This is a genomic window from Paenibacillus rigui (assembly GCF_002234615.1).
GTDB lineage: Bacteria > Bacillota > Bacilli > Paenibacillales > NBRC-103111 > Paenibacillus_S > Paenibacillus_S rigui.
The window spans coordinates 44,135-68,189 of sequence record NZ_NMQW01000022.1; the positions used below are offsets into that span (position 1 = coordinate 44,135).

The following is a 24,055-nucleotide window of genomic DNA, read 5'->3' on the forward strand; positions in this document are numbered from 1 at the left end:
TTTGCCTCTATGGCATTCCGGCCTACCGGCCTCATCCCTTCACCGAGCCAATCATCGCTCCCTTGGCAAAATATTTTTGCAGGAACGGATAGATCAGCAGGATAGGGACCGTGGCAATAATAATCATCGCCATCTTGACGGTGACGCCGATTTTGGGCACGTCACCGGACATCGCGGCATCCACAGCTTCATTCGTCATTTGCACGAGAATTTGGCGAAGCAGCACCTGCATTGTCATTTTGCTGACATCGCTGTTATACATAACCGCCTGGAAGAACAGGTTCCACTTGGATACGGCATAGAACAGCGTCAAGGTAGCGATCACGGGCAGTGAAATCGGGGTTACAATCCGGGCCAGGACGCCGATATCGTTGCTGCCGTCAATTTTGGCCGACTCCTCCAGCTCGGACGGGATGGAACGGAAAAAGCTGACCATAATCATCAGATTGAACACGCTGAGCGCACTTGGAATAATGAGCGACCATAGCGAATTCAGCATCCCGAGCTCTTTTACCAGTAAATAGGAAGGAATAATGCCGCCGTTGAACAGCATTGTGAAAAAAGCGATGAACAGCATGACGCCCGTACCTTTCACATTTCGCTTCGACAGCGGGTATGCAAGGGTTATTGTCAGAAGCATGCTGAGCACCGTTCCGACAACTGTCACAAACACTGTGTTGTATAAGGTTTGAATAAATTGGCGGTTATGAAAAACCGTATCGTAGGCAACCAGTGTCCACTGCCTCGGCCAGAACAGCAGCTGCCCTTCGTAGACGAGATGCGGCGTGGAGAACGACAGCGTGAACACGTTCCAGAAAGGGAATACCATAAGGATCGCCATCAAGCCAAGCAAGGTATAATTGAACGTTTCGAACCATCCATTTTTTTGTGCCTTCATAGGAAGCTCTCTCCTTTCTTCTAAAATAAATAATTGTCGCTAGTCTTCTTCGCCACAAAGTTGGAGCCCAGAATAAGCACAAGACCAACCAATGATTTGAATAAACCGACCGCAGCCGCAAAGCTGAAATTCCCCTGAAGCACGCCGGCCTTGAACACATACGTATCGAATACTTCCGCCACGCTGCTGACCATCGGATTGCCCATAATAAACAGCTGGTCAAACGACAGGCTCATGATGTGCCCGATCCGAAGCAGCAGGAGCACGACTACGGTGTTCATCAGGGCCGGTACCGTAATTGCTCTCATCTGCTGCCAACGATTCGCCCCGTCGACCCGCGCTGCTTCGTACAGCTCAGGGTTGATGCCGGCGAGGGCCGCCAGGAAGATGATCGTTCCCCAGCCCGCTTCCTTCCAGATGCTTTGCAGCGTAATCATCCCCCAGAACAATCGGGTATCCAGCAGCAGCTGCACTTTGGGAAAGCCCATCCAATGAACCAGCTGGGTCAGGATCCCCTCGGAGTTCATTAACGTAATCGTCAATGAGCAAATCACTACCCACGAGACGAAGTGGGGCAAGTAAATGATCGTCTGAACCGCCTTCTGGAACACACCCTGCCTCACCTCATTGAGCAGCAGAGCCAGTACGATGGGCGTCGGGAAAAATAAGATCAGGTTCAGCAGGCTGATTACAAGCGTATTGCGCAGCACCAGCCAGAAATCGGGATGCTTGAACAATCTGTCAAAATGCGCCAAGCCTACAAAATCGCTGTGCAGAATGCCTGCGAACGGATTATAGTCCTGAAACGCCAATACAATGCCATACATCGGCACGTATTCGAAAAGCAATAGAAACGCCATCCCCGGCAGCGCAAGCAAATACATGTACCGGTCGGTCCACAGCTTCCTCCAGAGCCGGCTGCGCCGAGACCGCATTGCCGCTGCCGGCTGGCTGCCCGGCAGGGCGGCTTCCGTCCTTGTCGTCATCGTAATATCACGCTCCTGTGAAAAGCTCGGGTACGCTTCGCCAGATGGAAGCGTACCCGAGATCATGGTATTATTTGCCGTCCGCAGCGGCGATTTCCTCCATCCATTTCGTGCCTTCAAACCGGTCATACCACTGCTTGACGATGCCATCCCAATCCTTCACGTCAACCGTACCCATAATGACTTTTACGGTATTGGTATTAATAAAGGCGTCCGCCTCCGCTCTGTATTTTGCACCGGTCGGCGAGAATGCGAAGTCCAGAGGCTTCGGTATTTTCAAATATTTTTCCAGCATCTTGTTGCCGTCGACGATGATCTTCTGCGCTTCCTCGGAGTTCTTCTTGCTCACGAACACCTCTTCAGTCGGCTGAAGCGGCAGCGTCCACAGGAAAGCCCCCGGCATATCGCGTGCGATCAGATCGCTTTTCACCTCGTTTTTGCCGTCTTTTTTCGTAAAGTGAACGCCTTCGGCCCCATACACATTGAAGCTTTGCCCCTCCGGACTTGCGCCGAAATCAAGCCATTCCATCAGCTTTTGCATCTTGGCCGGATCCTTGGCCGCATTTTTGGAAATGAACAGGCCGCCGTAATTTACGCGTCCGGTAGCGCCTTGCTGGCCCGTCGGTCCCTTAACAGGCTCGAACGGAACGAGCTTTGCCTTCGGATTCGTCTTCTTGAAGTTGTCCTCGAAATCGTTCACACGGGAAATGTATTGGAAGAACATCCCCGTCTGGCCTTTGCTGACCAGCTTCGATTCAGCAGTTCTGCCGTCCGTCACTGCAAAATCCGGATCGATCAAGCCGTCCTTGAACGCCTTGCTCATCCAGGCAAGATACTCCTTGAAGGCCGGAGTGGCAAAGTTCGGCACATATTTGCCATCCTGCTTCACCCATTTGTCCTGAATGCCGAACGGCTCCTGGAGACCGCTAGCACCGATGAACGCGTTGTTGGCATAGCCAAGCTGAATGCCGTACGTATCCTTTTTACCGTTTTTGTCCGGGTCGCTCGTCGAGAACGCTTTGGCCACACTGTACAGCTCATCCATCGTTTTGGGAGCCTGCAAGCCGAGATTGTCAAGCCAGTCTTGACGAATCATCGGTACATCGCCCGTCGCCACAGGGTTACGCACATTCGTAATGGCCCATGTTTTATTCTGATACTTCGTAATGTAAAGGTCCTTCTGCTTTTTCAAATTCGGATACTTATCGATATAGTCGTCCAGCGGTACGATCTCCCCTGCCTTAATCATCCCAACGATAAAATCGTCCATTGTCCGCCAGGCGAAGGCATCCGGTACATCGCCGGAAGCGATCTGTACGCGAATTTTCTCTTTATATATTTCATAGGCGTTAATGTTAAATTCGAATTGAACGCCGAGCTTATTCTGCAAATATTTCAAGGCTTCGTTGCTGTCAGCCGAGGTGCTCGGAATCGTATTTCCGTAATCATACGCCACCTTCAGTTTCACGGGACCGCTTGGCGTTTTCGCCGCATCCTTCGCCCCTTGCGGTCCGCTTGAAGCATTGCCGCCGCAAGCTGCCGTTACGGCTGCAAGGGAAGTAATGAGAACGGCACTCGCCGTTTTTTTCCAAAACAAGCTGTTCATTAACGTCATGGTATGAATACCCCTTTTCATCGTACATTTTACCTGTCTGTTTGTTTGGATCTGTTCCTGCCTTCTAAACTACATGGTTGCGGCCGGCCTGCCCTGCTCTTACTTTAGCCTCCCTGGACTGGCGCAGCAATAATCATTTGCCGTAAAAGCACCATAACTCGCAAATGACCAGTACTTCATACAAGGATAAACGGCTTCGCCATCTTTCCGGATGGCATGCGTTTGTCTAGGTAGACGAAGATTGTGAAATTTAACTTTCTTATCTACGAACAAATCCAGCAGTGACGCGGCTTTCCAGGCGACTAATCATTATGTGCAAATCGTCATTTTCTACGAAATGATACTTTCTATGCTATAATCGAACGGGTATATTGTAACGTAGACAGAATTAGAAAAGGGGAATCGCCATGCGGCTGCAGCGCTCCAAGAAAGCACAAACTCTCATCATCATGCTGCTTCTGACCTCCCTCTGCATTACCGTTATGGGGTTCACCGTGTACCGGATCGCAACGAACGCTTTAACGCAGGAGGTCCAGAGCGCATACCATGTTTCTTTGCTGCGCACACAGGACCGTGTGGAAAGCTACCTCAAGCAAATCGATCAGGCCGTGCTGCAATTCGAAAAGCTCCCGGCGCTTGAAGCGCTTGCCTCCCCGCAAAAGGAAGAAAACAATCTTGAAATTCTGAATCTGCTGGAAACGATGCTGCGCATGCAAACATCGCTGGAGGATGTCGATAACATTGCGCTGTACCGTCTCAGCACGAATCGGCTGTACAGCACCAATCATCAGGTCTCCTCCTATCAGGACGATTATGCCGAAGTGATCAAGCAATTCGAGCAGCTCCAGGTCAACCAGGCTTTTTTCAACAGCAACGTCAAGCAAACGCCGACGACCGTATATGTCAGAAAGCTGCCGATCTTTCAGAGCACCAAATCCTTCTACATCATTATTCATTTGAATCAAAAGTTTTTCGATCATATCCTGGGTGCCCATAACGAATCCAAGGGGACGTATTTCATGCTGGACGAGCATGGCAGCCTGCTGCAGTATCGCGGCGATTTGAACGCCGAGCGGCTTTTGAAGGACGTCGTCCCTATCATTACCGAAGAAAAGCCTGCATCGGATGAGCTGTTTACCGCCTATTTGCCCCCGTCATACAACGGCTGGGTATTCGGCTTCGCCATATCGAATGCGGAATTGTTCATGAAAATGAACGGTATCCGCAGCGGCATTTTCATTCTTGCAGGCATTCTGCTCGGCCTGGCCATTCTGGTCACCGTTTTATCGACGAACCGGCTGTGGCGCGGCTGGAGCGACATCGTCTCGCTGCTTGACGACTCGACTGCTTCGGGGAGCAGCAGGCAGCGCGCGAATCCAAGCCGAGGGAACGGCGCACGCCCCTCCGAGGCAGCCTCGCTTGCATTGGACGAATTCCGGCAAATTTACGATAAAATGCAGCGCATCAAGGATACCCGCGACGAGCTGAAGGAGCAAGTGAAGGAGCTGACGCCTGAAATCCGGGAAGCGTTTATCCGCAATATGCTGCAAAAAGGACTTCGTTCCGAAGCGGATCTGGAAAAGTGCCGACGCTACCACATCTCGCTTCTGCCAGGCAGCTACAGCTGCTATTGTGTCGAAATCGATCAGTATAAGAGTATGGCCGAGCTGTACTCCGAGGTGGACCTGTATTACTTCCGCTACGGACTGTCCATGGTCATTCAGGAGGTCATCGATGCACACGGACAAGGCGTTGTTTCCGCGCATGGAGACGGCCGCTTCCTCGCCCTCATGACCGTCCAGGAATCCGCCCCAGAGAAGGCAAGCGCTGCGATGCTCGAATCGGCGTCCGCCATCCGCAGCTTCATTAAGCAGTATTTCCCTTTCACCGTATCCATCGGTGTCAGTCTTGTCCGAAAGGACTTTGCCTATATGAGCGTATCGGCTCAGGAAGCGGAGGAAGCGTTAAAGCATAAGCTGGTCACCGGCACGAATGAGGTGATCCCCATTGCCGAATTCCTGCCCGACACAACGAACGGGGAGCAAGAGCCCCTGCCAATCTCATTTCGAGAGCTGGAAAATGACCTGATCTATGCGATCCGTTCGCTCGACCGGGAGCTGGCCTACCGGTATATCGATGGATTGAACGCTCTACAGGGCTTGCGATCCATTAGCTACCAATGGCTGCAAAGCCAGCTTACCGAAATGGTTTTTTCGATTTACCGTACTTTAGGGGGATCGCTTCGCAAGCCCGTAACCGAACCTTTAATGATTGAACTGATGGAGCTTGCCACACTGGACGAATGGACCGGATGGCTCAAAACGCAAGCCGTCAACCGGCTGACTGCGGGGCTGGCACAGGAGCATCTCGAGCATATGCAGAAGGTCGCCGAGCAGCTTACTGCCTATATCGATACGCATAACGAGGAGGACCTTCGGCTGGAGGGCTGCTGCAAGGCGCTGAATGTGCCGGTCTCCATCGCCCGGCAGGCGTTGAAGGAGGTGCGCGACACCACCTTCTCCGAATGCTTGCTGCAAAGCCGAATCGCCAAAGCACAGCGCTGGCTGGCCGAGACGGACATGGGCGTCGAGGAAATCGCCTCGCGCCTGCAATACAGCAATGCGCAGAACTTCTCGCGCACCTTCAAGAAGGCCGTCGGCGTGCCGCCAGGGCATTACCGCCGAGGAATCGGGTAAGCAGACGGCAAAAAAACGCCTTGCGGCGTCCTCGAGTAAACCCTATACGTTTGTGCGCGCGGAGGGAGTCAGGAGTGGGGTTCCGCCCGCTTCTCCCCCCCCCACTTCTGACCCCCTCCTCTACTTTGTGCTTTGTACTGCTGCTTTAACCCCCTATCCGGTCTGAAAGCCGGTGTTTCTATCCGTGAAGGCGAATCGGACTGCTCACCACATACCCCCGCTCGTCCGTCATCTGAAAAAAGCACGCCCTCGCGTTTTCCGGCAGGGCGGCTGAAATTTCTTGTACGCTGGGATCAATATGCGCTTCCGAAACTTGCCAATGAATGTCAAACCAGCTTGATGTATCCGATGTGTGGAGCAATTCCGCTTTCGTGACAGGCATGTCGCAGGCATAAACTACTTTTGCCTGCCGATCACGGATGTACGAGCGGATGACCTGCGGCAGCTTCACGCCGCCGAGCGCTATTTGATCCGCAAAAGCATAAATTTCCTGCGGCTTCCAGCCCTTTGCGTGAGAATGACCCAAGTCCAAATGAATGCTCATCACGGATTCCTTCAGGCCATTGCGTGCCGACTCATACGATTTGCTGAACAAGTGCAAAGGAAAATGAGGATCATCGCTCCAATGGACCCATAAGGTAGGAATCGCTATCCGATGCAAATAGGCGGACGGGTCCCAAAGCCGTTTGATCTTCTCCGCACAGGCCGGCGGCATGGCAGTAAAGCTGCGGCCGTACTGGTTCTCCGCCTCGAATAAATAGCCGCAGCCATACACAGGTATGGCAAATGCAAAGCGATGATCCACTCCGGCGACAAGACCCGTAAGAATGCCTCCCCATGAAATCCCATGTATACCGATCCTCCCGGGATCGACGCCATCCTGAGTGCGTAGAAAGGAATGCGACAGGATCACAGCAGCCACAGCATGATACATCCACTGCTCGGCTACAGGCAGGGCATAATCGGCAAATTCCCCTTGACGGCACGGGCCGCTCCAAGCGTGCTTTGGCCATGCTCCACTTTCCGTTTTTTCCGTCGGCCAATGCCCTTCTACATCCATCGCAATTGCAGCGTACCCCCGGTGGGTCCAGATGCGCACCCATTCCTTGAAGGCTGTCCCGCCTCCGCCGTGCACCAGCACCATTGCAGGGGCCTTGCCTCCCGACGCGGAAACCTTTGAAGCCTGCGGCAAGCCATAATAGGCAAATACCCGGGTCGGTTTTCCTTGATATGGCAAGCCTTCGATCCATAGAGCGGACACATCGTCTTCATCCATTTCGGATACTGCCGTTACCTGAGGCGTCGCAAACAGTTCGGCAAGGTTCCAGGGCAGCCGCATTTCCGTACCGGCCTGCGGATTCGGATTCGGATTGCGATTCGGACTGTCATTCGAATGCCGGTTCATTGGCTGTCGCCTCCTCCGCATGAATGTTCCAGAGCGTCACCCACAAATGCAAAGCTTAGCTGCACAGCTTCTCCGGCTTCCAGGCAAAGCTGCAGACATCTTTGCTTCTGCAGCTCCCTTCCGTTTAAGCACTGGACCGGCTGCGGGAGCACTACCTCAACCGTCTGGGAGCGACTTCGTGACATCAGCTCCAATTGAACGGAACCTGTATCCCGGTTCCATGCCACTGTCACCTCCACGGCTCCGCGAGCCAGCATGGGACCGGCTTTGCCTTTTCTCCAGCGGGCAGGCAGTGCCGGGAGAATATGCAGCTGCCCCGGAAGAGAAAACAGCAGCATCTCTTGTACAGCGGCACTCCAGCCCATATTGGCGTCAATTTGAAAAGGGGCCCAATCCTTATCCAAGCCGATCCCCATTTTCCGCCAATCGTTATGCAAGGTAAAGAAATTATTCATCACACAGGAGCGGCTTAGAAGCTCCAGGCATTCCAGCGCCAAATCGCCCTCGCCCATCCGGGCATAATGATTGGCCATGTGGGCCAAGGACCATCCGGTTTGCTCCCCTAACCCGATAGCAAGCCGTTTTTTCGCCGCGGCCATAAACGCCTCATACAGCTCGGGATCGCTCTCCCGCGTAACCTCTGTACCGGGAAACACGGGATAAATGTGCGATTGGTGCCGGTGGTGGTCATAATCCGTAAAATACGGGTGCATCCATTCTTTCACGGATCCATCCTCATTTCTACAGTAGGGGGGGATGCGTTCCAGCATCGACTTCCACTTGTCGATTTCAGCAGAGTAAGCGCCGATCGCCTGCGCCCCGTCGATCAGGTGACGAAGCACTTCTTTGGCAATCGCGAAATCCATCGTTGCATTGACGGTCGTTTCCGTTAAAGGCTTATCCATCGGGCCGCTCCGATAATTGCCGGGTGCATTCTCCGGTGAAATGGACGGACAGCTGATATAATATCCGTCCTCGCCCACGATGAAAAAGTCTTCATAAAAGAGCGCGGTTTCCCTTAGAAAAGGAAGCGCACGGCTGCGAAGAAACGCCTCGTCTCCAGTATACAGGTAATAATCGTAGTAGTGCTGCGCTACCCACCCCGCTCCTCCCGTCCAATGGAGAATGTGGGGCATCCGATGCTTCAGCAGCCCGGAGTCGGGGGCCGTCGGCGCAGGAATGTAAATGCCTCTGCATCCGTAAAGGCAGTAGGCATTGGTGCGGAAATCATCCATCAGCCGCTCCATATAATCGAACACGGTAAGCAACAGCTCCGGCATATTGCCGGATAGCGACTGCCAATAGATCATCTGCAGGTTTTCGTTCACCATGTTGAACGCCCACATCCCTTCGTATTCGCCGCACCATAACCCGTACAGGTGGCAGGGATGGCCGCCTTCGCGGGAGCTGGAGATGAGCAGATACCGGCCGTACGCCCACATTTTCTCCATCATTTCGAGCGGTGTTTCGCCGCGGTAGGCTTCCAGCAGAAGCTCTTCGTTCGATCTCCGGGGTCCTTCAGCCTCCTCAAGCTCCAGACGCATTGCATGGAACAGACGGCCGTGCTCCTGCGCATGCTCCAGCAGAAGCTCCGCGTACCCCGTATTCAAATCCTTTAGCTCCGAGCGAATCCGTTCCCATGCTGCGCTCCGTTCTTCTTTCACAAACAATTGAATGGTCAGCAGCAGGCTTTCCCCTCCGCACACCCGCAGCATCCCGTTGACCTCCTCCAGCGTCCCACCCTTGGAGTCAACCTTTGCCACAGCCCCAAAGTCGGTCTTGTCGTCATTGGTTGCCGCAAAGAACAGATACTCCCCGTCGATATACGTCTGCAGATGATCCGGCAGCACCGTTGTCGGCTTGCGCATATCTTTCAGGTCATGCAGGCCCATGCCGAATTCGACATGCAGCGGTTCCCCTTCAATAGCTCGTATTTCATATACGATCAAATCAGCCGGGCGGGAGACGAACAGCGACCGCTCATACCGGGTCTCCCCGTCCTTCCAGGTCACCGTCACTTCGCCGGTCTCCATATCCAACCGGCGTTCATACTGCTTGAAGCCGTACTGCGACGGCATCCGCACTTTCAAATCACACAACGGGAGCGGCCATGACAGCTTGGGCTGGTACCCCAATTGCTCCAGCGTATTCGGTAAAATCCGGTTCGCCTGAACCGCATCACCGGCTAGAAGCAGGCCTCGAGCCTCCGGCAGTTTTTTGCTGATGTCCGGAAGCTCAAGCGTCAAGCCGCCGCTCCATAAATCCTCGTGTGTCAACAAAACCGTTTCTTCCCTTACATGTCCATATACGGCTGCGCCGATTTTTCCGTTGCCTGAAGGAAGGGCTTCCCTCCACCCGGCGCCCCACCAGGAGCTTGGGTAATGCATCACCAGCTCATTTTTGCCTTTGGGCTTCATGAATCGCAGTCACACTCCTTGCTGACGGGGTCTCGATAACGGCTTCGGATCCGGTTAAAATATGATCTATTTCCTGCACATCCTCCGTTGTGAGCTTCACGCCGGAGGCCTTGACGTTATGCTCAACCTGCTCCGGCCGCGAAGCGCCGATAATGCAGCTGGAAACATTCGTTAACCGCAATATCCAGGCGAGCGCCAGCTGGGCCATGCTGAGCTGATTGCGCCCGGCAATGGCCGCAAGCTTCTCTACCTTGATCAGCAGTTCTTCCTTCATGAATCCGGCCATAGCGCCATTCTGCTCCGGATCCGCCGCCCTTGAATCGGACGGGACCGGCTGGCCCGGCTTATATTTTCCCGTCAACATTCCTTGAGCCAAAGGCGAATAGACGATTTGACCGATACCTTCCCGCTCGCATAAGGGAACGAGGACTTTTTCGATGCCTCGTCTTAACATATTGTATTGGGGTTGATTGGAGACGATGCGATGCAAATTCAACGCCTGAGACGTACGAACGCTGTCCAGCAGGGATTCGGCTCCCCACATACTGACGCCGGTATAGAGCACCTTGCCTTGCGTGATCAGGTCATCCATTGCCCGCAGCGTTTCCTCGAGCGGTGTATCCGGATCGTAACGGTGACACTGGTACAGATCAATGTAGTCCACACCAAGCCTCTTCAAGCTGGCTTCGCACTGCTCCACGATATGCTTGCGGGACAATCCCCGTTCATTCGGTCCATCCCCCATCGGTACACATACCTTTGTTGCCAGAACATACGTGGCCCTTGGGTATTTGGACAGCGCCCTGCCGACAACCTGCTCTGCCGCCCCCAGCTCATAAACGTTGGCCGTATCGAATAAATTAATGCCGAGCTCATAAGCTTTATCGATGATCGCTTCCGATTGGCCCTTATCGATGGCTCCCCCGTAGGTAAGCCAGCTGCCCAGACTGATTTCGCTTACCTTGAGGCCGCTTCGGCCTAACCGCCTGTATTTCATGCCTTGACCTCCCTTTCGCTTCCTTGCTCGGTTCCTTCCTGTTTCCAAGCTTGATCTTAACAGGATGGTACCCGCTCTTCATTATCCGCTCTTAACGTGCCATGTCTTCTTTTAAGGTTCAGCTGCGGCAGGGACTTGTCCTAACCGCAAGCCGGAAGGCCGGGTCTTTCCACCACGTGCGACCCAGTTAAGCAGAAGGTTTATATGGTTAAAAGAAACCGCACGGCCTAATGGCTGTGCGGTCGGGGGATGCGTTACAGGCTATACGCTTCGACCTCGTTAAGGGTCGGCACGTCGGTTGCCGTCGTAATATAAACGCGCAAATAGCGGGCGGTGACCGGTGTGAAATTAACCGTCTTGCTCGCGCCGATCGTCGTTCCGGCCGTCCCGGCGATATCCGTAAAGGTGATGCCGTCGGCCGACGACTGCAGCTTGTAGGACGATACCCGCTGGTATGTGATTTCCTTGAGCACAACCTGACTGTACGTCGCAGCGGTGCCGAAATCGACCGTAACCCATTGATTGTTCAGCGAGCCGCTTGAGGCCGACCAGCGTGTGGAGGTGCTGCCGTCGAACGCGTTTGCCGCCGGATAGGATGCGCTCCAGGTTGTCGAGGCACTGTACGCTTTCCCTAACGCAAGATTGCCTCCTGCCGCCGGTGTCGTTGCGGAGGCCGTATTGCTGGCCGCCGATACATTGCCGGCTGCATCCTTTGCTTTGACCGTGTAGCTGTAAGCGGTCGAAGCCGCAAGCCCCGTATCGGTGTAGGCTGCCGTGGCTGCCGTACCGATCAAAGTGCCGCCGCGATAGACGTCATAGCCCGTTACGCCTACATTATCGTTCGATGCCGTCCAGCCCAGCTGGATCTGGCTGCTGGACACTGCCGTCGCCGTCAGGCCCGCCGGCGCTGTCGGGGCCGTGGTGTCCGGCCCGCTGGTGCTGTTGTAGACTTCCAGCTCGTTGATCGACGGAACGTCGGCTGCCGAGGTAATATACAGGCGTACATAACGGGACGTTACCGGCGAGAAGCTGACCGTCTTGCTCGCGCCGATCGTCGTTCCGGTCGTCCCGGCAATATCCGTATAAGTCGTGCCGTCCGTCGAGGACTGGAGCTTGTAGGATGACACCCGCTGGAACGACGATTCCTTGATCACGACTTGATTAAATGCAGTGGCGGCACCCAAATCGACGCTAACCCATTGGTTGTTCAAGGAGCCGCTTGAAGCCGACCAGCGAGTAGAAGCGTCACCATCGAACGCCTTATCGGCCATATAAGATGCATTCCATATCGTAGAGGCGCTGTACGTCTTGCCCAAGGCGATATTTCCCGAGGCCGTGGGCGGTGTCGTTGACGAAGAAGGGCTCCACCAATTGCCTGATACAACTATCATCGATAAGAGTCGGATGCTGTTCTCGTAATATCCGGTTGAGGTCGTAGATGTACTTGTCATATTCGTCCATAAGCTGTTCAGCCACGCCTGGTTGCCCGAATCGATCATGGCGCTGACCGCAAACGGAGCAATAAAGGCTTGAACGCCCGAAGAGGTACCGGAAAGCGCGTTCCCGCTCAAGGAATAACCGTCCTTGATGCTGCCGGGATTGCCGGACGTTTTCGTTTGAATCCAGGTATTGAGCTTCGTTAATTCAGCAAGTGCGCTTGTATCTCCGGACATTAAATAATCCGTCGTAATGCGCCAAGGGGTTCTGCATGAATTGTAGCTATAGCTCCCATCGTTCGCACCTTCCAAATAATTGGCGCCTACAGGCGCATAGCTTGCTCCCGTGCTGCTGTTGGCAAAGTCCGGGAGCAGTCCCGTATTCGGACTGTTATTGGCGTACAGCTGGTTGATGATGGCGTACGTTTTGTTAATGACCTGCTGCCAATTAGTATCGCCCGTCGCGGTTTGAAAAGCTTTAAGATGGTTTAACATAAAGTCGGACGGACGCGTTCCTTTGCCGTAGGTCGCATCGGTATTGGCAGCCCAATCCCCCAGCTTCAAATTCCATACGCTGGAATTGATATCCGCCTGCATAATTCCGTTGATGGCATTCGTGGCCGCCGCCAAGTAGTTAATGGCCCCGCTGCTTCCCCACTGTTTATCGGCCAGCAAAAGCGCATAAGCAATGTCCATGTCCCCATCCGTAGCGGAATCGTTCCCTCCGCTGGCCGCCACGATATTGCCGCTGCTGTCCTTTCGCTGCTGCCAACCCATCGTATAAGGGTTATTCGCGCTCGGGTGGGATTTATAAAAGTTGTACAAGGCGTCAAAATGAGCCTTGGCGCTTGAGCTGTACCCCGCCATCAGCGCGGTTACCAGCATACCGTATCCATGCCCCTCCGAAGTGGAGACAATGCTGGCGTCGGAGTCCCCCTCTCCTTCCTTGTTGTACCAGACGTATTCTTCATTCGGTTTGTTCGGGCTTGCGACAATATACCGGCTTACCCATTCATCGTAGTACTGCTCAACGGCAGCATCCATCTGGGCCTGAGTCACGTGATTCGGCTTAATCGTCCCTGCCGTGTACACCGTATGCTGCGGGAACGGCTTCATTTCTCCTGCCGCCATCGCGGGCTGTGGAGAGCCGAGCACCGGAAATAACTGCATTGCAAGCACAAGCGAGGCTCCAAATCGATACACCTTGTTCATAAGTGCGCTTCTCCCCTCGTTTCAAACGTTTACAAGCTATAGGCTTCGATCTCGTTGATCGTCGGGACATCGGTTGCCGTCGTGATATAAATCCGCAAATACCGGGAGGTCACAGGTGTGAAATTGATCGTTTTGCTCGCGCCGACCGTCGTTCCGGCCGTCCCGGCAATATCCGTAAAGGTGGTGCCATCGGTGGACGACTGCAGCTTGTAGGACGAGACCCGCTGATAAGTGATTTCCTTAAGCACGACCTGGCTGTATGCCGTGGCAGTGCCGAAATCGACCGTGACCCATTGATTGTTCAGCGAGCCGCTCGAGGCCGACCAGCGTGTAGTGGTACTGCCGTCGAACGCGTTCGCCGCAGGATAAGAGGCACTCCAGGTCGTCGAGGCGCTGTACGTTTTGCCTAACGCAAGATTCCCCCCCGCCGCCTGCGTCGTGGCCGTGGCCGTATTGCTGGCCGCCGATACATTCCCGGCTGCGTCCTTCGCTTTGACCGTATAGCTGTAAGCCGTCGAAGCCGTAAGTCCTGCATCCGTGTAGGTCGTCGTTGTCACGGAACCGACCTTGGCCGCGCCGCGATAGACATCATAACCCGTGACGCCGACATTGTCGGTCGACGCCGTCCAGCTCAGCTGAATTTGGCTGCTGGACGCTGCCGTTGCCGTAAGCCCTGTCGGCGCTGCCGGTGCCGTCGTATCCCCGGCCGCAGTGCTGTAAACCTCGACCTCGTTGATCGTCGGAACGTCAGTTGCCGTTGTGACATACAGCCTTAAATAACGGGAAGTTACAGGCGAAAAGCTGACGGATTTACTTGCGCCGATCGTCGTGCCCGATGTTCCCGCAATGTCCGTATAGGTCGTGCCATCGGCCGAGGACTGAAGCTTGTAGGACGAAACCCGCTGGAACGTCGTTTCCTTGAGCACGACCTCATTGTACGTTGTGGCCGCACCCAGATCGACGCTGACCCATTGATTGTTCAACGAGCCGCTTGAGGCTGACCAGCGCGTAGAGGTGCTGCCGTCGAATGCGTACGCCGCAGGATACGATGTACTCCAGGTCGTCGAGGCGCTGTACGTTTTCCCCAGGGCGAGATTGCCCCCTGCCGCTGCCTGAGTCGTAGCGGAAGCCGTATTGCTCGCCGCCGAGGCGTTGCCCGCAGCGTCCTTCGCCTTGACCGTATAGCTGTAGGCCGTCGAAGCCGCAAGCCCCGTATCGCTGTAGGCTGTCGTGGCGGACGAGCCGACCAAGATCCCCCCGCGATAGACATCATAGCCCGTGACGCCGACATTATCGGTTGAAGCCGTCCAGCTCAGCTGGATCTGGCTGCTGGATGCTGCCGTTGCCGTCAGGCTCGTCGGCGCTGTCGGCGCCTGCGTATCATTGCCGCCGCTTGTATTCCGCTGGTTTTTCACCCACAGAAATCGGGCGAACGTAGCCATGCTCGTTGTGGACAGATTCGGCAAATCCACGTTGCCCAAGGTGTAATAAATATCCGGGCGAAGCGCCGCCAGGAACAGGTTTCCGTTGCGCGCATACGTCGTCGGCGCACCGTGTCCCGTACCGTCGGTTCCATCGACGCGGCCTGCAAAATCATTCGGCCCCCTCATCATCACATCGGCATACATGTTCGCAAAGGGCATCATCATAGCGGTAGTTATGCCATAACGGCCGATCAGGAAGGCACGGTAAAAGCCGGCCACGTCCAGGCTTGCGTGATTGGAGTCCTCCCCGCCGAGGATCGTAGGATTGTATCCCCAGTTGTAGGCGACATTTCCTTTGCTGTCGATATACGTTTGCTTGGCGCTGTCATCGGCAAAAAACCAATTGAGGTTCGTTTGCACAATCCCATCATATTGAGTAACAAGGGAGGCGTTATCCCCGATAATCGCATGGGATGCCGCCAAATTTTGCAGGCCGTAGGAAATCATCATCTGCTGATTCCATGGCATGATGCCTCCGGACATGTAGGGCGACTGCGTGGAGAAATAGTATTTATTGCCTCTGGAGAGATCCAGCAAGCTCGGAAACAGGAACTGGCTGACAACATAATCCGCCTCGGTAATAAAAGTGTTGGCCCGCTGTCTGTACGTCGCCCCATGGCCGTAGGTGTCGGTAACGGGAACCGTCGTATTCCAGATCGCAGGGGTCTGAAGAATCAATCTTGCACAGTAAGCCAGGTGGCCGACGGAATCACCGTTCGCCGAATCGGCGGAGGCAGTACCTGTATTGTTGCCCGGCCATATAGGGGCAATCGTATTCGTCCAGACGGTACGTTGGCCATAAGGGGCCGGTAGAATATCATTGCGCTGCGACAGCAGCACATCGCAGAAATAGATCATGCGGTCAAGGATCTCGGTATCCCCGGTAATTTCATACATGAGGCCCATCGCCTTGATGTTTTCGCCGCTTTTGCCCTGCGCATACTCGCTTTGCATCGAGCCGGTGTTCGGCCATACGACAGGCTCCACCGTTTGAATAAAGGCCTTGAAGGAAGTGATTTCGTTCTGGGTGACAGGACCGTCGTAGCTGTCCAGCACCATGGACCCGGCGGCCGACACTTGATGTCCCGGCGCCAGTCCCGTTCCGCTAATGACGCTAATGATCAGTACAGCAAGTAAGATACGTGCGAATAAGAGCCGCATAAGTAAACCCTCTTTTCCCATCCCCATCGGCTGGGGGTTTGGCTGCAAAGCATTGTGGCCGAGACAAGAGTACCCGAACACCTCCCTTCCTAATGGACATCGTCATGCAACAAAAGGGCCGTTCCCCGAAGATTATAAAGCGTTTTCAAATGAGAATGAATGACTGCCGCTAACTACTTTCTTCGTGAAACTAACTTTGTGCCCCCCTGATAGAGCTTGCGATAGTCCGAGGGCGTTATGCCCGAATGCTTTTTAAAGGAGGTGGAGAAGTGGGAAGCGTCGTTAAACCCCGTCGTATGGGCAACTTCATTGATCGTTAACGAGAAATCGCCCAGCAGCTCCTTCGCCTTCTCGATCCTACGCTCTTGGATGTAACGCATCGGGGACATGCCGAGATGGGTTTTAAAGAAACGGATAAAGTAGTTCGGGTGAAAATGCGCGGTTTGGGAAAGCTCCGGGATGGAAATCTCTTTGTCCAAATTAGCGTCAATGTACCGGATCGTGTCCATCAGCTTGTTTATGGATAAGGGCTCCACTTCGATTGCGGATTCCATCAGCGCGCTGTCCATATAGCAAGCCATAATTTCGAATAGAGCGGACTGAACCTTCATGAGGGAGGACGGATGATCTTGGCCACGATGGTCAATCAGCTGCCGAAAATGCGCCAGTATAGCTTCGCAATCCTGCACATTCGTAATATTAGGGACACCCATGGAGCGAAATAGAGGGTTGAATCCGATGTTGGAGGTGAAATGGCACCAGTACATCGTAAATGGCGGGCCGCCAGCTGCCGAATATGACTGCAGTGCACCTGCCGGAGCAAAGAACAGCTGTCCCGGCTCAGGCTGATACAGCTTGCCATCGATTCGGATCCATCCGGTGCCTTCGCAAATAAAGTAAAACTTGTTGTATTCGGGTACAAAATCGAAACGGTTCCACTCCCGGGTACAAACGGAAAACTTAGCGGCTATCAGCTTTACCTTGAGTTCAGCGAGGGTATGGTACAACAACGGATTAGCAGCTTGCATGGCAGACCCATTCCTTTCCGATTGGGGTGCATACCTGGTAAGGAGGAACGCTCCACATGCTTTGGGCAAATGGAGCGTTGACGTTCACGCGTATTCGGTCATCTTGAAAAAGCATTATTTCTTATACTTCGTATCATAGGCTTCCTGATAAATTTGCAAATAGCGTTTAATTTTCATTTTGTCAAGCGTCGCCAAGTAATTGTCCCATTCTTTGTCGATCTGCAAATCCCCTATCACCATGCGGGCAAATGTCTCTCTGCGATAATCGTCTATTGTTTTGGCGAGTGATGCAATCTCTTCCGTTTGACCGATCGAAAGCGCTAATGGCGGGACGTTCTTCTTCATATCCATCGCATACGGGGTATAATTGTTCTTCGTCTGGTTATACAGAAACACTTCCAAAGGGTTATTGAGATCGGCAGATTGGCCTAACCGCCACTCATTCGTCCGGACCGAGGGTCCGATTTGCGCCCAATGCTCATTTTGCGTAGCTCCGAATGTAGTCAATACATCGTATAATGCCGGCTTTCCGTTGATCCCGAGCGTCGTTTTGTCCGCTACTTTCCAATCCTTATCCGGTACGCCCAGCAGCGCGCGGTATGTCGCCTCCTCGCTGTACAGAAAATCTGCCAGCCGGAAGGCTAGCGCCGCACTTTTCGCTTTGCTGGTGATAACGTAATTACCGTTGGTTACACTGTAGGGCCAGTACTTGGAGGATTGAATGCCGGTCGGCCCCTTCAAAGGCGGAACGGATACGTAATCTTTCCAATTGGTTGCAAAGATCGTAGGGTTTTGTGCCGGAATGGCGCCCGCAATGGCAATCGGGTTATCTCCGATCTTTTTCAGCTGCGTCCGGTCCTGTGTCAAGGTTTGCGGAGCGATGAGTCCTTCCGTATACAGCTTGTGCAAATAGTTCAGGCCATCCTTCCAGCCGGGCTGTGTATACGCGAGATTGACTTTACCGTCCTTGACGAACATCAGTCCTTTATCGCTCTCAACAAACGATTGCATCAGAAACTCGTCAAGCGTTGAGTTCGAGTTCGTTGCGCCGACCAGCGGAATTTCGTCCGCCTTGCCGTTGCCGTTGGGATCCTTCTCCTTAAACGCTTTCAAAACCTGCTCAAACTCCTCCGTTGTCGTCGGCATCGCCAAGCCCAATTTGTCCAGCCACGCTTTATTGATCCACATTTTGGAGCTCTGCCAGCAGTGGTAGCATTCGTTGACGACTGGAAGGGAATAGATGCTGCCTTCATTGTTCGTGATTAAATCCTTCACGGTAGGCACCGCTTGAAACATCTTTTTCGTTTCCACTCCGTACTTGTCGATTAACGGATTGAGCGGGATAAACACACCGTCATGTCCGTAGAGCGACAGCTCGCTGTCCCCCATATTAAACCCGAGAAATACTTCCGGATATTCCCCGCTGGCCAGCGTAATATTGAGCTTTTCCTTCGCATTGGCATTCTGGACAACCTGCCATTCGATATGAATGTTCGTCTTCTCCTCCAGCCATTTCGTAAATTCATTGGTCTCGAAATTATCCACCTTGCCGCTGTTTTTCACCATCACCTTTAGCGTCGTTTTCGTTTTGGCAATGGGAAGCACACCCGGCGGGTTCAAGTTATCGTCCGCAGACGCTGCCGCATCGTTTCCCGGGGACCGGGCCGCATCCGGATTTTGTGTGCAGGCGCTTAAGAGCAGGGCCGCAAGCAGGATGAAACACAGCATCCGTGTTCCTGATTTTCTCATATTCAATAAACCTCCCTATTTCATTCCTTACGGCGTTCGTTATCCTTTGAGAGAGCCGATCATGATGCCTTTCACAAAATGCTTTTGGACAAACGGGTAAATGATCATGACCGGGAAGGATGACACGACTATCAACGCGTATTTCAATAGCTCCCGCTTCCCTTCCGCCTGCAGGTCCGAAGTTAAATCAATTCCGTCCGACTTGTTTTGAACCAAAATTTCACGTAAAACGAGCTGCAGCGGATACAGCTTCTCCTGGCTTAAATAAAGCAATGCGCCAAAATATGAATTCCAGTGTCCGATCGCATAAAACAAGCAAAGCACAGCTATAATCGGGCCCGATAGCGGTACCACAATTTTGGATAAAAATTGGAAGTCGGTGCAGCCGTCCAATTGAGCCGCCTCGAACAGCTCATCCGGGATCGTCGATTGGAAATAGGTTCGGGCAATGATCACATTCATCACCGTCAGCGCCCCCGGAATGATTAACGCCCAACGGGTGTCGAGCAAGCCGAGATCCTTTACGACCAAGTAATGGGGGATCAGCCCCCCGCCAAACATCATCGTAAATACATAGAGAAACATGAGAACATGGCGAATGTAGAAATCTTTACGCGACAGCGGATAGGCGGCCATTAAGGTAAAGACCACGTTGAAAAAGGTGCCGACCACCGTGTAGTAGACCGAATTGCCTGCCCCCCGCCAGACGGCGTTATTGTCCATTACGGCTTGATAGCCATCGAGAGTAAACTGGACGGGCCACAGCCACACTCTCCCCGAAAGAATGGCTTCTGCCGAGCTGAAGGACGAGCTTACCACATAAACAAGCGGATACAATACGGTTAATGTAAATAGCGCGAGAATGATATAATTCACACTGTTAAATATACGGTCTGTTTTCGTTTCGACGATACGCTGGGATTCCATCGTTCTCCGGTTCACTCCTTCCTGTTACCATAGGCTCGTTTGCCCGACTTTTTTGGCTACCTTATTGATCGTAATGAGCAGGATCAGATTCACAACCGACTTGAAAAGTCCGATGGCTGCCGAATAAGAATAATGAATCCCGGTCGAAGCAAGACCGACTTTGTACACGTACGTATCTATGACCTCTGAGGCTCTTATATTTAACGGATTTTGCAATAAGAGCACCTTCTCGAAGCCTACATCCATAATGTGGCCCGTACTCATGATTAATAAAATAATCGTAATCGGAAGAATACCGGGGATATCGATATGCCACATTCGTTGGATCTTGGTTGCCCCGTCGACGACAGCGGCTTCATGAAGCGAAGGATCAATGGCAGCCAAGGCGGCTAAATAGATGATGCAGGAGAAGCCGACATTTTGCCATATCCCGGACCAGACGTACAGCGACATGAAATATTTCGGATTGCCCAGGAAATTGATCGCCTCGAAGCCAAATAGCTCGATGATCCTGTTGACGATTCCCGTTCGCGGGTCCAGCAATTGAAGAATGATGCCTACCATGACGACGAGAGAAATAAAATGGGGCGCGTAGGTAATCAGCTGCACAGATTTTTTAATTAAGGTACGGTTCACGTAATTTAAACTGAGCGCCAGAATGATGGGGAATGGAAATCCGGCGACAAGACTATAAAAGCTCAACACAAGCGTGTTCTTAATAACCTGCCAAAATTCGTACGATTCAAAAAATTTCTGGAACTGCTTGAACCCGACCCAGGGACTCCCCGAGTACCCCTTGACAGGCGTATAGTCTTGAAATGCGATAATGATCCCGTACATAGGCAGGTACTTGAATATAAGCAAGTACAGCAGCGGGAGAGCGGACAGCAGGTACAGCTGCCATGACTTCCTTACATTTCTGAGCATCAGAACCAGGTGACCCGCTTTTTCTTTTTCCACTTTTCGTTTCGATAATGTAACTTCCAATCGAAGCCTCCTCCTTCTTTTCCTATAAGCAAATTATAGGTTCCGTCCCAGAAGGAGGCATACCAGTAACTTAAGCACGTATTGAACTAACTTAAGGCGTTCCGTGCAGGATTGAACTCTACGGCTTCCTTTCCTGCTCCGCCCGGCATCGTTAACGTCACCACCGCCCCCGTCCCCGAGGTGCTGTTGGCAATGGTGAGACCGTACTTATCGCCGAATACCATTTGAATCCGGTTGTGCACATTCACCAGGCCGATGCCTCCTCTTCGTTCCTGGCGCTCCGCCGCATCAGGACTGGCTTGCAAGCCTCCGCCCTTCAGCTTCGTTTGAAGCTCCTCCAGCCTCTCGGGAGTTATACCTGCGCCGTTGTCCGTTACAGTCACAATGAAATCATCATGATCGATAAAGGCATTGATCCTTATGCAGTGGTGGCTCTCCATGCCATTGGGGAACGCATGCTTGAATACATTTTCCACTACCGGCTGCAGCGTAAGCCGTACCATTTTGTTCAATAAAAGCTCCGGTGGAATAAGAACGTCAACTTCAAAGGTGTGACCGATCCGGTAGTTCATAATGTTCATAAACTGCTGGACATGCTTCAATTCGTTGGCTACCGTAATTTCCTCCAGGTCGGCCCGAATCGAGTAGCGCAGCATGTAGGAAAGGGACCGCACGATGTCCTTGATCTCTTGGGAATCCTGAATGACGGCATAGCAAACAATCGTTTCCAGCGTGTTGTACAGAAAATGGGGGTTGATTTGCAGCTGCAGCGCCTGAAATTCGGCGGCTTGCCTTTTGAGCAAATACTCCTTGTTCTTCAGCTCCTCCAGGTAGACCTGCTCCATCAGCTCCTGCAGCCGGGTGACCATCATATTGTAGCTCATGGTCAAGCGGTCCATTTCCCTCGTGTTCCCGCTGAGGGCGACATGCGTCCATTCCCCCTTCTCGGTTCTCCGCATTCCGCTTTCCAGCCTTTTGATCGGCCCGAGGATCGACCGTCCGAACCGGTAGGCAAGAAACAGCGCTGCAAGCACCGCAAGAAAGCAAGTTAGCAAGGTTGTTCTTCGGATGTTCATAACCGGCTGCTTGAGCTCATCCAACGGCATGGAGGCTACAAGCGTCCAGCCCGAATAATCGGATTTTCTGTTGAAATACACCCGTTCCGTATCGTCCTTATAGTTGAAAATACTATTGGTGTGTTGGTTCAGCTTCACTAATAATTGGCTATCCAGATGGGTACCGATCATGCCCGCCTTCGGGTGATATACGATATCTCCCTTGTCGTTCACAATGAAGAAATATCCGCTTTCCCCTAAATGTATGCCCTTCCATAAAGTTCGAAGCTCATCGATGTTCAGCTCGATGCCGAGAATTCCCTTGAACACCTTGGACGTTGGGCGATCGGACAATTTGCGGGTCAGCGCGAGCATGCCGTCCACAAAGCTCCAATTCATAATCGTCAGCTTCCCGTCATGATTCGTAATGTCCTTTAAATCCTGCATTTTCTCAAGCAACAAGGACTGGTTCATATCGGGAACATCCGCTCTTTGATCCGTAATAATCTGGCCTGAATAATTCATTAGGTACACGATGCTGATCTCCGGATTCCCGTTGAGCAAGGGCTGCATCATCTTCTCTTTGATCGGCCGGATCGACTTGTAATACGAGATGAAGTCGTTCTTATCCATGTTCAGAAATTCCTTGACATTGCTCGTCGTCATGATGGACAGCGTAGCCCGATCGTATCTTTTCAAATACATATCGGTATGCTGCATTGCATTATCGACGATTTGCGTCAGGAACACCTCGGTTTGTGTCTCCACCTCTTTGGAGGACTGGATGTACAGGACGATCCCGACGATAGAGGAAGAAATAACGATGACGATGATAAAATATAAAAACAATTGGACCGCCATACTGGTTCTCATCATTTGATTCCTAGCATGCTGCGGTATTCAGTCGGCGAGCATCCGGTCATTTTCTTGAATATTTTCGTAAAATACGGATAGCTCTGGTATCCGATTTCAATACCGACATCGACTACCTTGTAATGCGGAAGCTCCAGCAGCTGCTTCGCCCTCTCAATCCGTTTTCTCATGCGATACTGGATGAAGGTTTCATTCGTCATCTTTTTAAACATGTAGCTGAAGTAGGTCGGAGCCAGGCCCATCTTCTCGGCTACCTCCTCCAGGCTCAGCTCCTCCGATATGTGGCTGTCCATGTATGCTTTAGCTTCCTCGAACACATTTTTTTGATTGCCGCCTCTCCACAGAAACAATTGATTGTACAGGCTGACCAATTCCGATTCCAAATAATGCATCGTTTCCGCTGCGGATTGGGGTGGCGGGGTTGCGGATTCATGGATGGAGAAGCTGGCCATTCCGCGTGCATTAAGCTTTTTGACCAAAATCTTAAGTCCGTCCGTAATGATTAAGGCAAGCTGCTGAACGGGAATGCCTGCCGTCATCTCCTCCTGCTTCCAATCCTCCAGAAGACGGACGAGCGTCTTGAATTCGAGCGACCATATAGCCGCCTCTACCTGTTCGAGCCAGGCCTCCACCTTATAGATCGATATCGGAGCCGGAGCGCTCTGGAGCAGCAGTTTATCCAGCACGGGATATAGCTCATGTTCTGTTACCGGTTTCAATAAGTACTCCTTTACGCCGTACGTAAGGCACTTCTGCGCATATTTAAAATCATCGTAGCCCGATATGACCGCGATGGACAAGCCTTGGTGAAGCTCCTGCACCTGACTGCACAATTCGAGCCCATCCATCCTTGGCATGTGGATGTCTGTCAGCACTATATCGGGTCGCTGCTTCTGAATCTCGTTCAAGGCATCCGCTCCGTTGGCTACTGCGACAGTGCTCAGCAAGGGGCTGTACTGCCGGACCAGCTTGGCTAACCCGAGCCGGACCGTCGGTTCGTCGTCAACAATCAGTATATGTTTCATAGCGGGCTCACTCCCTCATTTGACTTTGGATGATTCTGTCATTACCTGCATTATACGGGCATGGAAATAGGGAATCAATGCGAAAAAGAAGACCGGAGGTCTTC

General features: G+C 52.7%; 15 protein-coding genes. 1 reads left to right on the forward strand and 14 read right to left on the reverse strand.

What is annotated here, in order from left to right; translation table 11 throughout:
- Window positions 1-31: 31 nt before the first annotated feature.
- The 3 genes from CF651_RS15430 to CF651_RS15440 form a co-directional block, all read right to left on the reverse strand.
- Complete coding sequence (locus CF651_RS15430; RefSeq protein WP_094015763.1) at window positions 32-898, reverse strand: carbohydrate ABC transporter permease; 867 nt, start codon at window positions 896-898, stop codon at window positions 32-34.
- 20 nt (window positions 899-918) lie between these two features.
- The gene (locus tag CF651_RS15435) at window positions 919-1,884 is read right to left on the reverse strand and encodes an ABC transporter permease (RefSeq protein WP_094015818.1); all 966 of its coding nucleotides are present in this window, start codon (window positions 1,882-1,884) and stop codon (window positions 919-921) included.
- A gap of 70 nt (window positions 1,885-1,954) precedes the next feature.
- The gene (locus CF651_RS15440) at window positions 1,955-3,499 is read right to left on the reverse strand and encodes an extracellular solute-binding protein (RefSeq protein ID WP_179232831.1); all 1,545 of its coding nucleotides are present in this window, start codon (window positions 3,497-3,499) and stop codon (window positions 1,955-1,957) included.
- A 407-nt stretch (window positions 3,500-3,906) separates the two neighbouring features.
- On the opposite strand from CF651_RS15440, the gene CF651_RS15445 reads away from it, so the two are divergent.
- On the forward strand, window positions 3,907-6,195 hold the full coding sequence (locus CF651_RS15445) for a helix-turn-helix domain-containing protein (RefSeq protein WP_094015765.1): 2,289 nt from the start codon (window positions 3,907-3,909) through the stop codon (window positions 6,193-6,195).
- Between the two features lie 178 nt (window positions 6,196-6,373).
- Here the strand turns inward: CF651_RS15445 and CF651_RS15450 are convergent, their stop codons facing one another.
- The 11 genes from CF651_RS15450 to CF651_RS15505 all read right to left on the reverse strand — a co-directional run bounded on the left by CF651_RS15450 (window position 6,374) and on the right by CF651_RS15505 (window position 23,951).
- On the reverse strand, window positions 6,374-7,600 hold the full coding sequence (locus CF651_RS15450; RefSeq protein WP_179232832.1) for an alpha/beta hydrolase family protein: 1,227 nt from the start codon (window positions 7,598-7,600) through the stop codon (window positions 6,374-6,376).
- The gene (locus CF651_RS15455; protein WP_094015767.1) at window positions 7,597-10,017 is read right to left on the reverse strand and encodes a glycosyl hydrolase family 95 catalytic domain-containing protein; all 2,421 of its coding nucleotides are present in this window, start codon (window positions 10,015-10,017) and stop codon (window positions 7,597-7,599) included. The genes CF651_RS15450 and CF651_RS15455 overlap by 4 nt, the downstream gene beginning before the upstream one ends.
- Window positions 9,995-11,014: an aldo/keto reductase family protein gene (locus tag CF651_RS15460; protein WP_094015768.1), complete on the reverse strand. Its 1,020-nt coding sequence runs from the start codon at window positions 11,012-11,014 to the stop codon at window positions 9,995-9,997. The genes CF651_RS15455 and CF651_RS15460 overlap by 23 nt, the downstream gene beginning before the upstream one ends.
- A gap of 254 nt (window positions 11,015-11,268) precedes the next feature.
- A complete protein-coding gene (locus tag CF651_RS31950) occupies window positions 11,269-13,662 on the reverse strand; it encodes a glycosyl hydrolase family 8 (RefSeq protein ID WP_144029056.1) in 2,394 nt (797 codons plus the stop codon).
- A 29-nt stretch (window positions 13,663-13,691) separates the two neighbouring features.
- Window positions 13,692-16,307: a discoidin domain-containing protein gene (locus CF651_RS33165; RefSeq protein ID WP_179232833.1), complete on the reverse strand. Its 2,616-nt coding sequence runs from the start codon at window positions 16,305-16,307 to the stop codon at window positions 13,692-13,694.
- A gap of 173 nt (window positions 16,308-16,480) precedes the next feature.
- Window positions 16,481-17,335, reverse strand: coding sequence for an AraC family transcriptional regulator (locus tag CF651_RS15480; RefSeq protein WP_094015770.1), 855 nt, complete (start codon window positions 17,333-17,335; stop codon window positions 16,481-16,483).
- A gap of 114 nt (window positions 17,336-17,449) precedes the next feature.
- Entirely contained in the window at window positions 17,450-19,084 is a 1,635-nt protein-coding gene (locus CF651_RS15485; protein ID WP_094015771.1) for an extracellular solute-binding protein, read from the reverse strand.
- A 39-nt stretch (window positions 19,085-19,123) separates the two neighbouring features.
- Window positions 19,124-20,011, reverse strand: coding sequence for a carbohydrate ABC transporter permease (locus CF651_RS15490; protein ID WP_094015772.1), 888 nt, complete (start codon window positions 20,009-20,011; stop codon window positions 19,124-19,126).
- A gap of 24 nt (window positions 20,012-20,035) precedes the next feature.
- Window positions 20,036-20,998 carry an ABC transporter permease gene (locus CF651_RS15495; protein WP_245855933.1) on the reverse strand — a complete coding sequence of 321 codons (963 nt, stop codon included), beginning with the start codon at window positions 20,996-20,998 and terminating at the stop codon, window positions 20,036-20,038.
- An 86-nt stretch (window positions 20,999-21,084) separates the two neighbouring features.
- Complete coding sequence (locus tag CF651_RS15500; protein WP_094015773.1) at window positions 21,085-22,929, reverse strand: cache domain-containing sensor histidine kinase; 1,845 nt, start codon at window positions 22,927-22,929, stop codon at window positions 21,085-21,087.
- Entirely contained in the window at window positions 22,926-23,951 is a 1,026-nt protein-coding gene (locus tag CF651_RS15505) for a response regulator transcription factor (RefSeq protein ID WP_094015774.1), read from the reverse strand. The genes CF651_RS15500 and CF651_RS15505 overlap by 4 nt, the downstream gene beginning before the upstream one ends.
- Window positions 23,952-24,055 lie beyond the last annotated feature (104 nt).